Raw genomic sequence first — 14,084 nt, 5'->3', positions numbered from 1 at the left:
CATCCGGAACAAAAAGGGGTGTTTGCTACGTTAGCTATCATGAAATCCTGGAAAAGATACTTTCATGAAAATGTCGGTTCCTTGATTGTCATTAATTTGATGCTGGCGGCTGTCGCCTTCCTGAAGGATATGGTATACGCCATGTATTTCGGCACAACGGCTGCGGCTGATGCGCTGGGACTGGCCTATTTTATTACCGATACAATGGCAAACGGACTTCTGGCCGCAGCCTTGGGAGCGGCCTGCGTACCTCAGTTTGCCAAGCTTGCGGCGTTGGGAAAGAAGGAACGGCTGAGACGCACCTTGAGAAATACTACGGGAGTCGTAGCCTTCTCCACCGTGCTTCTTGCCGCTGGGTTTGTTTTCTTAGGACAAGGTATGACCGAATGGATCAGACCGGACCTTACCCCTGCAGAGCAGATGATGAGCTGGAACCTTCTGCTCATCCTGCTGCCAATTGTCGTCTTCTTCCCATTATCCGCGGTATTTGCTTCGATGCTTCAGGTGCGGGGACGCTTTAATATACCGGCTATAGGTCCGGTATTGTTTAACATAGTGCTTCTCGTGATCATTGCGTGGGCTTACGGAGTCCGGATTCCGCAAAGCTACGGCGTATACGTCTATGCTTTTTCCATCGTGCTGGGAGGTCTGCTGATGCTGCTTCTCACTTGGTACGTATGGTGGAGGCATAGAAAAACAATGGAATCCGAGGCCGTACAAGTGGAAATGGAGAAGAGAGGCTATGATCGATTGGATGCGTCGGGAATTTCCAAGGTCTTTGTTCCTTACCTGTTTATTCTGATCAGCATGTATTCCGTTTCCTTTGTTGAACGCTATCTCGCTTCGCAGCAGGGGACGGGGACGATTTCCGGTTTAAACTATGCCTACCGTGTATCTCAATTTCCCATGTGGGTGTTCGTAGCAGCCGTTAGCGCAGTTGTGCTCCCTTCCATGTCCAAGTGGATTTCGCTTAGGGAGTGGACAAAAATCAGGAAGCAAATGGTAACCTCATTGCTTTGGATTCTGGCCGTCACCGTACCTACGGCTATTTTATTTTACACAGCTAGAGATCCATTGATTTCCCTGTTGTTTCTGAGAGGCTCGTTCGATTATACATCTCTGAGAACCACGTCCGATATGCTTGCCGGCTTTTCCTTATCGATCATCGGACAAGGGATTTCGACCATCATTCTGCGATTTTACCTCGCTTTAGGCAAGATGTACGTTCCGCTTGCGATCTTTATCGTTTCAGCAGCATTTAATATCGTACTAGACTTTTATTTCATCCGAATATATGGTTCCCCGGGGCTCGGCTATGGAGCGGCATGCGGATGGGGGATCAACGCTTTGATGCTTATGATTTGTTTGTTTCTGACTTTAAGATCTCAGGCGAAGGAGAAAGGGGCAGTAACATATGAACAAGTGCTTGGTCATCATTCCCGCATATAACGAGGAAGACAGCATTAGGGGGGTCATTGAAGGAATTCAAAGTGAGCAGCTTGACGCAGATATCCTGGTGGTAAACGATGGATCGACGGACTCTACGGAATGGATAGCCAGACGATGCGGTGTATCCGTCATCTCGCATCCGACCAATCTCGGATATGGTTCCAGCTTACAAACAGGGTATAAATTTGCAAGCCTGCGGAGCTATCCGTTTATCATTCAGTTTGATGCGGACGGACAGCATGATCCCAGCACGTTAAAAGTGATGATGAGGGCGATTGAAGAGCGCGATTCCGATATCGTCATCGGCTCCCGTTTTTTGACGGAAAGCGATATCGAAATGAATGTGGGCCATTTGAAAAGACTAGTGACTTTATTTTTTAGATTTGTGATTTGTTTACTCACAGGAACGCATATAACGGACACGACCTCCGGTCTTCGCGCCGTACGATATTCCGCGTATGCTTACTATGCTATTCGCAACCGGTTCCCGGCGGAATATCCAGATGCGGCCTTTCTCATTCAAATGCTCTTTCGCAATTACACCATATCCGAAATTCAAACCAATATGAGGGACAGAGCCTATGGCAAAAGCGCTCTGCACGGCGGGTTGAAGCCTGTGTTTTACATGCCCAGTATGATGCTCAATATCCTGATCGTGTTCATTCAATACAAGGTCGTATTTAGGGTGAAAAACAATGCATAACATCCTGCACTATTTTTTGTTATTGTGCGGCTTCCTTTTTTTCGGAACGGTTGTCATTCTTTTGATGAAGCATAAAATCAGCGAAAAAATTTCGATGGTGTGGCTGAGCGGATCGCTTGTGATTTTCGTATTATCCGGCAACCACGAAGTGCTGGATTGGATCGCGGGGCTGCTGGGCATTCAATATGCGCCTTCCCTGTTGTTCCTGTTTTCCACTCTCGTCCTGCTTCTGATCGTATTGTACATGTCGATTCAAGTATCGAATTTGAACGATAAGCTAAAGGAGCTGGGGCAATTTATGGCGCTTCACACGTATTCGGAGTCACAGCATCGTGTGGAGGAGCATGTAGCGGGACACGATTCAGGAAAGGAGAATCGAGGATAGATGGCGGAAAGCGTGTCAGCATTAACCGTTGTTATGGGGCTGTTGTCCGTTCTCCTGTTGTCCGGTTCCGCTGTGGCATGGCTCATTCTCAGAAGCAAGCTGGCCGATATGAAGCTGCGCTCGGAACTGGCCGCGTGGCTGATTGAAGAACGTCAGAAGGAGCAGAATGGTAATGGTGCGTTCGTTTTCAATCATGTCTTGGAGTTAATTGGGCGCCTGGTTAAGGCAAACAGCTATGCCTTCTACTTATATGATGATCAGGAACGGAGGTTCGTGCTGAAGACTGTACGTGGTCAAGAGGATATCTCCAATCATATTCAGCCAGCATACACTGGCCTTATACCTTATAGGAAAGGGAAGGAGTGGCATCCCCCTCTCAGCCTGGCTTCCACAGCATTTACGGTTAAGACGGAAGTGATCAAGTACGAGGACGTTCCGCTATTGTCCGTTCCCTTAAAAGATGGCAAGGGTGTAATCCTTGCAGGGCCGATTCGCAAAATACGCCGAGTAACTATGCAGCAATTGAAGTATTTGACCCATCTGCTGCCTGAATTAGATGAACCCGCCGTCTCAAAGCGCGAGCAGACTGGGAGAGAAGCAGAAGCGATTGTTACATTAGAGAAATCCGTGAGTTACCTTTGGCAGCTGACAAGTCATCCGGAGGATTTGGCTGACCTTATATTAAGATTAGCCGTCAAATATTTTGAAGCTTCAGGAGCTTTTTTTCTGGTGAAAAGGGAGGGGCACTTGGAGGTTCCTGCATCGATTGGTCTGAAGCAAAGCGTGATGATTCGCTTGTTGAACGACCGAAAAGCCTCGGAATTATTTGATATTACAACTTCTGACCGTTTTGTGGTGCTTGAGAAGGGGGATAAGCTGTATGGTGAACTTCCCGGTTACATTCAAGAGATGGGAGTAAGCCCCTTGACCTTGTTTCCAACACCCTTCGGAGATCGGGCCGCTTTGCTGATTTGTTACTATGAGTCAGGACCCTATTCGAGCGATGCCAAAGCAGGGGCCGCTCAGCTTCAAGCTCTTGAAAGGCTAGTCCGAAATGCTTGCGCTATATTGGGGATGCAGGCTTTGGAAGGAAGGATAAGCCAAACGGATGTTATTGACTTATTAAAGCGATTGGCCCGTATGGTGGACCACCTGAAGACTTATACGATCGGAAATTCGGACATGATGAGCCGTTATTCCGCTATCGTTGCGAGGGAAATGGGGTTGGATAAGGAAGCGGTTCAGGAAGTGAGTCTCGCCGCGTATCTGAGCAATATCGGAGTACTGGGTCTTCCTGACGATTTGCTGCAAAAGGAAGGTAAATTTACACTGCATGAATACGAACGGATGAAATGGCACGCGGAAATCGGGGCTGCCTTTGTGCAGCAAGCCACGTCTCTGGAAGGGGGCGCTTCGATGATCCGGCATCATCATGAGTGTGTGGACGGGAAGGGTTACCCGAATGGTCTCAAAGCGGAGGAGATTCCGACCGGGGCGAAAATACTCCATGTGGTGCAAAGCTTTCTAGCCATTATTGGTGGAAGAAAATACAGGGAGCCCTATACGTTCGAGCAGGCCATTGAGAAGCTGAAGGCCGCTTCTGGCTCCCAATTGGATGAAGCGGTTGTAAAAGCCCTTATTGGATGGTTCCGCAAAAAACAAAACGGCGTTTCTACGACCACTCGCTCACTCGGGCCGTGCTGGGAAATGAGCTGCACCCCAAGCGACATATGCACGACTTGTCCCGCATACCATAACGTGAAGCAAAATTGCTGGGAGCTCGAGTCAAATAACTGCGTTGCCCATGGCAAATCGTGCAGCACATGCTATGTTTATACCGAAACCTTATCCCGATTAGGCCGAGACCCGTAGTGGGGGTCGCGGCTTTTGGCCTCTACAGCTTGCGCTAATATGAAATTATCCACAAGGTTATCCACAAAACTAACATGTTATTTATGGAGTCTATGTATAGGTTTATTTAAAATTAATAACATATCCACAAAATAAGTTATACACAGGTTAATTTTTTAAATTAAATTACCTTAATAATTATAAGAATCATGGGACTTTAAATGTAAGTTTACCGATGGAAGCGGCGAGAAGAAACTGCTTCCGTAAAATACAAAGAAGCCTGCTGGTGCACAACTCTTGCCCGGCAGACTTCTTTGTATCATATCCGAGCGTTCATTTTGCTTTCCCATTTTTGTTGATTCGTCGGCTTGTTCTTTCGTTCAATAAAAGTTATTCTATTTAGAAAGTAAATGTCATATGTAACTACAGCTGATATGAAAGGAGGAGTACACCGCATGGGGGAACCTCGTAATAGGACGAATACGTTTAGACGGTTCTTTCTAAATAATAAATTCGTCTTGTTTTTATTCGTTATGCTTTTGATCGGTTTAAACATCCTGGTTTTAGACAAGATCCCTTATGTGTTCACGCCTTTTGTTGTACTGGTCAAAACGGTGCTGCTCCCGCTTCTCTTAACAGGGATTGCTTTCTATCTGCTCAATCCGGTTGTGGATTGGATGGAGAGAAGGAAGTTTAGAAGAGTGTACTCTATCCTCATTCTGTACTTGGTCATAGCTTGTGCAATTACCCTTATCGTGGTGGCGGTTGTACCGTTAATCCGTGATCAGGTGCTGAGCTTAATCCATAACATTCCAAAATACAGCCGAGAGATCGAAATACGATTCGGGCAGCTTATGGGAAGTCCGTTTCTCAATCAGATTCAGCAAACGCTAGGCACGAGCTCCACCGATTGGACGAATGATCTTTCCCAGAGAGTATCCGCCATAGTGAATCGGGCGGGAGCAAGTATTGGAACTTTTTTGGGGGCTGTAACGGAAACCATTCTGGCCGTGATTACGGTGCCGTTTATCTTGTTTTATTTGCTTAAGGACGGCAAAAAGCTGCCGCATTTTATTTTGGAATTCATTCCGACGGCGCTTCGCGAACAGATACATCGGGTTATGATTGAAATGAATAATCAGATCAGCTCCTATATTCGGGGACAGATCATTGTCAGCTGTTGTATCGGCTTTTTATTATATGTGGGCTATCGTATTATCGGCTTGGAGTATTCTCTTGTACTGGCGATTGTTGCGGCGTGCACGAGTGTTGTTCCATATTTGGGTCCTGCAATTGCCATCACCCCGGCGTTGATTGTTGCCATCGTAACATCGCCGGTCATGCTGCTGAAGATGATCGTCATTTGGACCATTGTGCAGCTAATTGAAGGCAAATTCATCTCGCCGCAAATTATGGGCAAATCGCTCCAGATACATCCGATCACGATTATTTTTGTTATTTTAACGGCGGGCAACTTATTTGGGGTGTTCGGCGTGATCATGGCCGTTCCCGGTTATGCCGTATTAAAAGTGATCGTATCTCATTTGTTCGAATGGGCTAAGGAACGCTCTGGATTATATAAACCCATAGATTAAGACAGTGTGTAGAGTAGAGGCATCCCTTGAAGGGGATGCCTTATTTGTCATGCCCTTCGTTCATAAAATGTCCACCGATTTGGGGGATGTTTTCCTTACCGGATTTGTCACAGTTTTAACCGATCTGTAACACATTCCACGAAAAGGCCATGCTATGATTTATTCATTAAGTGAAATGAATCACAAAGATTTGAACATATTGTGAATTTGTTCACAAATGCTTTTTTTCTGAGAGGAGATGAGCCATCATGAATTACCGCAAGCTTTTATTTTCTCCACTGGCCATCATTTTGGTTATGCTGCTAAGCGGCTGCGAACTAAATATGGTTGTCTTCGAACCTCAAGGACCCGTGGCGAGAAGCATTATGGAGCTGATCAACTGGTCGTTGATGTGGATGCTTCTGGTTGTAGTCGTTGTATTTGGACTGTTTGGTTATATTGTCTGGAAATATCGGGAGAGGCCTGAAAATAAGGATTACGAACCGCCCGAAGAGCACGGCAGCACACTGCTTGAAGTGATCTGGACGGCTATTCCGATCCTGATTGTTATAGCCTTGACCATTCCAACCGTAAAAACGTTGTATGATCTGGAAGAAATCCCTAAGGGCTATGAGGAAAAAGCGCCCATTACCATTCATGTCACCTCAGCGGATTGGAAATGGATCTTTAGCTATCCGGAGCAGGGGATTGAGACTGTCAATTATGTCAATATTCCCGAGGATACACCTGTTCTGTTTAAGTTAACGTCTGCCAGCACGATGCAGTCCTTCTGGGTTCCGGCATTAGGCGGGCAAAAATATACGATGGGCAAAATGCAAACGCAAATGTATCTTGTTGCAGATCATCCCGGCTCCTATTTGGGCAGAAACACCAACTTCAATGGGCGTGGGTACGCGGAGATGGAGTTTGAAGTGTTAGCTCAAACCCAAGAGGATTTTGACCAATGGGTCAAGGACGTCGAACAAACAGCCCCTAAATTAACGGAAGATAAGTATGAAGAATTGTTGAAACCGACTCATTTGGGTCGTCTAACCTTTTCCAATACGCATCTGGAATGGGTTAACCATGCAGAACCCGATTCCAAGACGTATACCAATCCTGAGCTTTACAGGTACCATGGCTATCAAGGCAAAGTGTTTGAAGAAGAAGATAACTACAAGAACAAAGATAACGATACAAGCAGTACTGGCAACCATGTAGAAAGTGAAGACAAGGCTAAGACCGACGGAGGTGAGCATCATGGGCATTAAATGGAACGAGATTTTTATTACAGGGGATCCGATGATCTTAGGTGCGCAGATTTCCATTGTTTTAACCATCATTGGGATTGTCGGGGGATTGACCTATCTCCAAAAGTGGAAATGGCTGTGGAGGGAATGGCTGACCACGGTTGACCATAAACGAATCGGGATCATGTATATCATTGCCGCTATCCTGATGTTTTTCCGGGGCGGTATGGACGGATTATTGATGAAAGCACAAACGTCCAGACCGGAAATGGAGTTATTGAACGCCCAGCATTATAACGAAATTTTTACGACGCATGGCGTCATTATGATTTTGTTCATGGCGATGCCGTTTCTGATCGGTTTGATGAACGTGATCATTCCGCTTCAAATCGGTGCAAGGGATGTGGCTTTCCCGCAATTGAACGCCTGGAGCTTCTGGTTGTTCTTCAGCGGTGCGATGCTGTTCAATATTTCTTTCGTTATTGGCGGATCTCCCGATGCGGGATGGACGTCCTATTTCCCTCTCGCGGGTAAAGAGTTCAGCCCGGGGATCGGTAACAACTATTATGCGATTGCTTTGCAAATCGCCGGTATTGGGACGCTGATGACAGGGATTAACTTTATTGTTACCATTCTCAAGATGAGAACCAAAGGCATGACGTTAATGAGAATGCCGATGTTTACATGGACGACATTCATTACATCGGTCATCATCGTAGCGTCCTTTCCAATCTTTACGGTAGCTCTTGCTCTGATGACGTTCGATCGTTTGTACGGCACTCATTTCTTTACTTTATCCGGCGGCGGTATGGATATGCTGTGGGCGAACCTATTCTGGTTATGGGCTCATCCGGAAGTCTATATTGTGGCGCTCCCGGCGTTCGGTATTTTCTCGGAAATTATCGCAACATTCTCCCGCAAAACGCTCTATGGGTACAAATCCATGGTGTTCTCGATTGTAGGGATTGCCATTCTAAGTATGGTCGTGTGGGTTCACCATTTTTACACGATGGGAGCGGGGGCGTTAGTTAACTCGTTCTTCTCGATTACGACCATGATGATCGCAGTTCCGACGGGAGTTAAGATGTTTAATTGGATGTTTACGATGCGTAAAGGACGCATTAAAATGACGACCGCGATGCTCTGGGCCTTGGCATTCATACCTTGCTTTGTTATCGGCGGGGTCACAGGTGTCATGCTGGGCATGGGGGCGGCTGACTATCAATACCACAATACGCTTTTCTTGGTCGCGCATTTCCATTATGTGCTTATTCCAGGTGTAGTATTTGCAGTATTTGCAGGCTTATACTACTGGTGGCCTAAAATCTTCGGTCACATGTTGAATGAAAAAATCGGAAAATGGCACTTCTGGTTGTTTGTTGTAGGCTTTAATGTGACGTTCATGCCGATGTTTTTCCTTGGATTGGACGGTGCCGTAAGACGTGCCTACACCTATTCGGAGGAATCCGGCTTCGCTCCGTTGTTCCTTCTGTCGACCATCGGCTCCATTATATTAGCGCTAGGTTTTGCAGCCTTTTGTTATAACATTTACTGGAGCATACGCTATGCGGACCGCAACGTTCCAAGTGACCCGTGGGATGCGAGAACGTTGGAGTGGGCCACAGCTTCACCGGTCCAGCATTATAACTTTACCAACCTCCCGGAGGTCACGACGCAAGATGCCTTCTGGCACATGAAAAAGAACAACGAAGGTTTGGTGCTTCGCGCAGAACACATCGAAGAGATTCATTTGCCAAACAATACGGGCCTTCCGTTTATCATGTGCGTCGTGTTCGGTATCGCCGGATTCTTTATGGTATTTGAATGGCATATCGCTGCGGCAGTCGCGGCTTTGGGAATTATTGTGGGATTGATCGTTCGTTCCTTCGATTATAACGATGGCTATCACGTTCATAAGGAAGAGATTGAGGAGACGGAACAGGCGTGGAGAAACAGGGAAGGAGAGGTGAACCGGTATGTCGGCTAACGTAAGCACAACGCAGCCTTTGGAATACCAAACAGAACAGAACCGCATGAATATTCTCGGCTTCTGGATCTTCCTTGGTGCAGAGATTGTCTTATTTGCAACGCTTTTCGGTGTATACGGGGTGCTTTACGAACGGTACGCGGGAGGTCCGACCCATCAAGACATCATTATGATGAGAGAAGTCATGATTCAAACCGTGCTTCTATTGACAAGCAGCTTTACCTGCGGTCTGGCGATCATGGAGATGCGTCGTAATCATCTCAAAGGCTTGATCACGTGGCTTGTTGTCACCTTACTGCTTGGCGTGGGCTTTCTCATCATGGAAGTGAATGAATTTATCCATTACGTTCATTTGGGCGCTACGATGCAAACGAGTGCTTTCCTTTCCAGCTTTTTCGTTCTGCTTGGGACCCACGGGCTTCATGTGACCATGGGGATCGGCTGGGGGATCCTGATTATTATTCAGCTTCTGCAAAGAGGGCTAACACCCGTAACGGCTCGAAAAACATTTATTATCGGACTGTATTGGCACTTTTTGGACGTCATTTGGATTTTCATCTTTACATTCGTGTATCTCAAAGGGATGGTGGCATAAATGGATAAAAAAGCGAAAGGCTTTCCCCTAGGGCATGTCTTTGGATTCATATTATCTCTTTTGCTCACCTTTTCCGCAGCAGGCGTCGCTTTAAGAACATCGTTACCTTTTCACACCATTATGTGGATTATCGGCTCATTAGCCGTAGTTCAAGCAGCATTGCAGCTGTTCATGTTCATGCATGTCAGCGAGGGTGAAGACCGTCATACTCAAGTCATTAATATCGTTTATGGAATTCTTATGGCAGTTATCATTGTACTCGGAACCATCTGGGTGATGTCATTTGGAGACCATATGCATTAACTCAATAAGGGGACTCTCCCATGATCTTAATGACATGGGCTAGTCTCTTTTTTTTTTGAATGAGGCAGGCTTTGACTCCCGTTAGGGCTGGCACCTTCCGCTAAGGCAAGGGCCAAGCCGAAAATAAAAAAGAACACAGCGGAGACAATAACGCCCAGGCCGATGAATAGTAAATATTTCCCTCCGATATCGCTTACAAATAAGCTGAATAACATAACGGCAAACCCTAGTAAGCTAGCTGCGGCAGAAAGCTTATTTGTGAACTTCAGAGCTTTTCGTTGATGTTCATTCATCGTAATCACTCCTTTACATCATATTCTACGCTTGTTCACAAATTTGTCAAATATTATTTTGGACATAATATTTACGGTTTGCCTAGCTACTCTTCTTTATTAGTAATTAAAGTTTTGTGAAATCTTTGAAACACAAATTGTTTTTAGGAACAAAATATGTCACATTAGTATAGAAAAATGACTGAAGTTCGGAGGAAACAAGACTTGTTGAAATTATGGAAATGGCTATGTACCGTTCTTATTCTGGGATTAGCGGTTGGTCTAAGTGGTTGTGCCCTTATAGCAGATCAAGAGAATACCAATTCACAGAAGACAGCTGTATTAACCGGATTTAATGAGGTTGCAGAATATATCTCGAAGCACGGGAAGCTTCCGGACAATTTTATTACGAAGAATGAAGCCAGAAAATTAGGCTGGGAACCGCAAAAGGGAAATTTACCTGAAGTAGCGCCGGGCAAAAGCATAGGCGGCGATGTCTTCCGAAATCGTGAAGGGTTACTCCCCAAGAAGAACGGAAGAATATGGTATGAGGCCGATATCAATTATAAAAAAGGCACCCGCGGCAGTGACCGGATTGTCTTCTCTAATGATGGACTCATATATAAGACAACAGATCATTATAAAACGTTTACCCCGATGTAATAAGAAAGAGAGGCGGACAATGTGCGCAAGGTATTGTTAGACGGCAATCTCATTCAGGAACGGAGCCAGTTACACGACTTTCTAAAACAAGAACTGCAGCTTCCGGACTCGTACGGAAGTAATTTGGACGCTTTGTGGGATTGTTTGACAGGGTGGATACAGCTGCCGCTAACCATACAATGGATAGGACTCGAAGCAAGCAGGCGGCATTTGGGCGAATATGCGGATCAACTGCTCGAACTTCTAAGTGAAGCTGAACAAGAAATAGATGGCTTTTATTTGGAAGTCATCGAATAAAGCCGATGCGATCATAGATCGGGTGCTATTAGCCTCCGGTCTATATTTATTTTACTTAACATCATCATATTTAGTATGCAGAATATTTGATGTTTTTTTACAAAATTCATCATGCATATATTTCAAAAGTAACAAAAATTTGATACGATACAACTGGTATCGATAGAACTTAGGACTTATGGGTTATTCCTCCAATTACCTGCGATTTATCCGCCAACCTTGAATATTTTGTTCTCTATGCAAACAATCAGACATGAATCCGATAATGATAAAAGGGTACATGAATTGAGTTGAGTTCTTAAGCTCCTGCGCCGAATATCTCCTTGCAGCATCAACCAGAAGAAAGATGTGTGATGGGGGAAAATGAAAATGCGATCAAAGGTTCTTCTATTAATCATTTTTGTTTTTCCGGTAGTCATATGGATCAGCATATACACAGTACGAATGGATCCGGAGCTTAAAGCTCCGCCTTTTTGGTCTCAATTTATAAGTTATTCATCTCAGGCTTCCAATAACGAACATGAGGAAAAAAATAAGCCTCTTGAAAAAATGTATGTCACCGTATTGGATAAAGATCCGGCGTATGGGTATACGTTTCAAGACATGAATCAGATGAATCAAAAGGAGAGTCTGGAGCAGGAACCGCGTTTGTCTGCCATGCTGCAGATCGGATCACTGCAAGAAGCGGAAGTTCGAGCAACCATTGAACAAAGAGGAAACAGTGTTCGGCAATCGGATTTAAAATCATTCAAAATTAGAATGGATGAAGAGGGGCCTTGGAATCAGCAGCATATCATCAACTTGAATAAGCATCCTTTCGATTATACGCGTATTCGAAACAAATTAAGCTATGATTACCTTTCATTGATTCCTGAGTTGGCCAGCTCGGAAACTCAGTTTACTCAATTATATGTGAAGGATCTTACGGCAAACCCGCCCGAGCAGGAATTCGTTGATTACGGTTTGTTCACCCACGTGGAACAAGTGAATAGAGGGTTCCTGAAACGAAACGGTCTGGATGCGGACGGTTACCTATATAAGGCGATTAATTTTGAATTCTACAGGTATCCCGAGCTTCTCAGAGATCGTGATGATCCGCTCTATGATAAAGCTAAATTTGAGACCGTACTGAGCATTAGCGGCAGAGAGTACCATGAAAAATTGATCCGCATGCTGGATGATGTGAATAACGATCAATTGAATTTTGACCGGGTATTTAACAAGTATTTCGATAAAAACAATTTTTTGAGCTGGATCGCCTTTAATCTCATGACCGGTAATCTGGATACGACAGGGAATAACTTCTTTTTATATAGCTCGAGGTTTTCTGATACATGGTATTTTATCCCTTGGGATTACGATAAGGCTTGGAATTACGACTGGCAATGGGGAAACAAGGGGAATACCATACATCCGACCAGGGAAGGACTTTCGCTGTATTGGGGTTGGCCGTTAGCCAAAAAGTTTTTCCAAAACCCGGCTAATGTTGAAGCTTTGAACGAAAAAATGGAAACTTTGTCCGGGATCATGAACAAGGAGCGAACCAAAGCTTTGTTGGATCAATATTATCCGACGATTCAGCCGATGGTTCTGCGATCGCCGGATGTGCAGCTGTTGCCCAAAGATGTGCAGCGGTTTGATGAAGAATATTACTCGCTTGCCGACTTTACGTCGAATAGTCTGGATAAATACTACACCCATTTGGAAAAACCGATGCCGGTATTTATTGGGGGGCCTTGGCTCGATAAGGACCGGATGACCTTTACTTGGGGGCCGTCCTACGATCTTCAAGGCGATGAGATTTACTATGATGTTCAAATCGCCCAAACGCCTGACTTCTCAACAATGGTTTATGAGAACAAAGGGTTACAAGAAACCGAGCTGACGATGGAGCGGCTTCCGGTGGGGGTGTATTACTGGAGAGTGATTATTCGTGACAGTCAAGGGCACGAGCAAATCGCTTTTGAGAGTTTTATCGACGGGAATGGTAAATTCTTTCACGGGGTAAAACAGATTATAATAGAATCATAGGAGGTACCTATGCAATATGAAGGTAAAAAGCTGAGATATGAATTGAAACACTACCTTCATCCGTTTGACCATCAGTCGTTGCGTGTGCGCTTGAATACGTTGCTGCATAGGGACCGCAATTCCGTTAGTGAGGAAGGCTACCATATTCGAAGCTTATATTTTGATGACCTGAACAACAACGCTTTGTATGAGAAAAATTACGGGATCATGAAGAGAAAGAAATATAGAATTCGGATTTATAACCAATCGGATCATGCGATAAAGCTGGAGCGGAAGTCGAAATTTGGCGATATGATTTGCAAGGAGTCGGCATCACTTTCGAGGGAAGAGTATGATCAGATCATGGCGGGAGACGTGGTGTTTTTGCTCAAGCGCAAGGAACCGCTTCTCCACCAATTTTATTACGGAATCAAGGTACATGGCTTAAGTCCGAAAGTGATCGTGGATTACACGCGCGAAGCGTATATTTACCCTTTGGGAGATGTGAGGGTAACCTTTGACAAGGGGCTTGCAGCGGTGATTAATACACAGGATATATTTAATTCTCATGCCGTGCCTATGTATGTATTTCGAGAGCCGCGTGAAATTCTTGAGGTCAAATATACCGGATTTCTGCCTTCTTTTATTAGAGAGCTTCTTGATTTCCATGGCTCACTACGAACGGCGATTTCCAAATACGTGCTTTGCAGGCATTTTATGAAAGAGCATCAGCACCTGTAAGGTA

Annotated in this window: 14 protein-coding genes; 13 read left to right on the top strand and 1 reads right to left on the bottom strand. The window is 45.1% G+C overall.

What is annotated here, in order from left to right; translation table 11 throughout:
• Positions 1 to 18: 18 nt before the first annotated feature.
• The 9 genes from murJ to qoxD all read left to right on the top strand — a co-directional run bounded on the left by murJ (position 19) and on the right by qoxD (position 10,097).
• A complete protein-coding gene (gene murJ, locus JOE45_RS11005; RefSeq protein ID WP_210020153.1) occupies positions 19 to 1,449 on the top strand; it encodes a murein biosynthesis integral membrane protein MurJ in 1,431 nt (476 codons plus the stop codon).
• Entirely contained in the window at positions 1,415 to 2,152 is a 738-nt protein-coding gene (locus JOE45_RS11000; protein ID WP_210020154.1) for a glycosyltransferase family 2 protein, read from the top strand. The genes murJ and JOE45_RS11000 overlap by 35 nt, the downstream gene beginning before the upstream one ends.
• On the top strand, positions 2,145 to 2,537 hold the full coding sequence (locus JOE45_RS10995; RefSeq protein WP_210020155.1) for a DUF2304 domain-containing protein: 393 nt from the start codon (positions 2,145 to 2,147) through the stop codon (positions 2,535 to 2,537). Before JOE45_RS11000 ends, JOE45_RS10995 begins: the two co-directional genes overlap by 8 nt.
• The gene (locus JOE45_RS10990; RefSeq protein WP_210020156.1) at positions 2,538 to 4,409 is read left to right on the top strand and encodes an HD-GYP domain-containing protein; all 1,872 of its coding nucleotides are present in this window, start codon (positions 2,538 to 2,540) and stop codon (positions 4,407 to 4,409) included.
• 434 nt (positions 4,410 to 4,843) lie between these two features.
• The gene (locus JOE45_RS10985) at positions 4,844 to 5,983 is read left to right on the top strand and encodes an AI-2E family transporter (protein WP_210020157.1); all 1,140 of its coding nucleotides are present in this window, start codon (positions 4,844 to 4,846) and stop codon (positions 5,981 to 5,983) included.
• Between the two features lie 248 nt (positions 5,984 to 6,231).
• Positions 6,232 to 7,233, top strand: a complete 1,002-nt coding sequence (gene qoxA / locus JOE45_RS10980) for a cytochrome aa3 quinol oxidase subunit II (protein ID WP_210020158.1) — start codon at positions 6,232 to 6,234, stop codon at positions 7,231 to 7,233.
• Positions 7,223 to 9,199 (top strand): cytochrome aa3 quinol oxidase subunit I, encoded by a 1,977-nt coding sequence (gene qoxB / locus JOE45_RS10975; protein WP_210020159.1) that lies wholly within the window; start codon positions 7,223 to 7,225, stop codon positions 9,197 to 9,199. Before qoxA ends, qoxB begins: the two co-directional genes overlap by 11 nt.
• Entirely contained in the window at positions 9,189 to 9,794 is a 606-nt protein-coding gene (qoxC, locus tag JOE45_RS10970; RefSeq protein ID WP_210020160.1) for a cytochrome aa3 quinol oxidase subunit III, read from the top strand. Before qoxB ends, qoxC begins: the two co-directional genes overlap by 11 nt.
• A complete protein-coding gene (qoxD, locus tag JOE45_RS10965; protein ID WP_210020161.1) occupies positions 9,795 to 10,097 on the top strand; it encodes a cytochrome aa3 quinol oxidase subunit IV in 303 nt (100 codons plus the stop codon).
• A gap of 26 nt (positions 10,098 to 10,123) precedes the next feature.
• Here the strand turns inward: qoxD and JOE45_RS10960 are convergent, their stop codons facing one another.
• Entirely contained in the window at positions 10,124 to 10,390 is a 267-nt protein-coding gene (locus JOE45_RS10960; protein WP_210020162.1) for a hypothetical protein, read from the bottom strand.
• A 204-nt stretch (positions 10,391 to 10,594) separates the two neighbouring features.
• Between JOE45_RS10960 and JOE45_RS10955 the strand changes: the two genes are divergently transcribed.
• The 4 genes from JOE45_RS10955 to JOE45_RS10940 all read left to right on the top strand — a co-directional run bounded on the left by JOE45_RS10955 (position 10,595) and on the right by JOE45_RS10940 (position 14,080).
• The gene (locus JOE45_RS10955; RefSeq protein ID WP_461479590.1) at positions 10,595 to 11,032 is read left to right on the top strand and encodes a ribonuclease domain-containing protein; all 438 of its coding nucleotides are present in this window, start codon (positions 10,595 to 10,597) and stop codon (positions 11,030 to 11,032) included.
• 21 nt (positions 11,033 to 11,053) lie between these two features.
• Positions 11,054 to 11,329, top strand: a complete 276-nt coding sequence (locus JOE45_RS10950; RefSeq protein ID WP_210020164.1) for a barstar family protein — start codon at positions 11,054 to 11,056, stop codon at positions 11,327 to 11,329.
• 369 nt (positions 11,330 to 11,698) lie between these two features.
• Complete coding sequence (locus tag JOE45_RS10945) at positions 11,699 to 13,360, top strand: CotH kinase family protein (RefSeq protein WP_210020165.1); 1,662 nt, start codon at positions 11,699 to 11,701, stop codon at positions 13,358 to 13,360.
• Positions 13,361 to 13,369: 9 nt separating this feature from the next.
• Positions 13,370 to 14,080, top strand: coding sequence for a polyphosphate polymerase domain-containing protein (locus JOE45_RS10940; protein ID WP_210020166.1), 711 nt, complete (start codon positions 13,370 to 13,372; stop codon positions 14,078 to 14,080).
• Positions 14,081 to 14,084: the final 4 nt, after the last annotated feature.

The organism is Paenibacillus sp. PvR098 (assembly GCF_017833255.1).
Classification (GTDB): Bacteria; Bacillota; Bacilli; order Paenibacillales; family NBRC-103111; genus Paenibacillus_G.
The sequence above is the reverse complement of the archived record's forward strand: the minus strand, read 5'-3'. Positions and strand labels throughout refer to the sequence as shown.

Coding starts and splice junctions, on each gene's coding strand:
- JOE45_RS10995 (WP_210020155.1), top strand. CDS start 2,145: ATGCATAACATCCTGCACTATTTTTTGTTATTGTGCGGCTTCCTTTTT.
- JOE45_RS10990 (WP_210020156.1), top strand. CDS start 2,538: ATGGCGGAAAGCGTGTCAGCATTAACCGTTGTTATGGGGCTGTTGTCC.
- JOE45_RS10960 (WP_210020162.1), bottom strand. CDS start 10,390: ATGAATGAACATCAACGAAAAGCTCTGAAGTTCACAAATAAGCTTTCT.
- qoxC (WP_210020160.1), top strand. CDS start 9,189: ATGTCGGCTAACGTAAGCACAACGCAGCCTTTGGAATACCAAACAGAA.
- JOE45_RS10940 (WP_210020166.1), top strand. CDS start 13,370: ATGCAATATGAAGGTAAAAAGCTGAGATATGAATTGAAACACTACCTT.
- qoxB (WP_210020159.1), top strand. CDS start 7,223: ATGGGCATTAAATGGAACGAGATTTTTATTACAGGGGATCCGATGATC.
- qoxA (WP_210020158.1), top strand. CDS start 6,232: ATGAATTACCGCAAGCTTTTATTTTCTCCACTGGCCATCATTTTGGTT.
- JOE45_RS10945 (WP_210020165.1), top strand. CDS start 11,699: ATGCGATCAAAGGTTCTTCTATTAATCATTTTTGTTTTTCCGGTAGTC.
- qoxD (WP_210020161.1), top strand. CDS start 9,795: ATGGATAAAAAAGCGAAAGGCTTTCCCCTAGGGCATGTCTTTGGATTC.
- JOE45_RS11000 (WP_210020154.1), top strand. CDS start 1,415: ATGAACAAGTGCTTGGTCATCATTCCCGCATATAACGAGGAAGACAGC.
- JOE45_RS10985 (WP_210020157.1), top strand. CDS start 4,844: ATGGGGGAACCTCGTAATAGGACGAATACGTTTAGACGGTTCTTTCTA.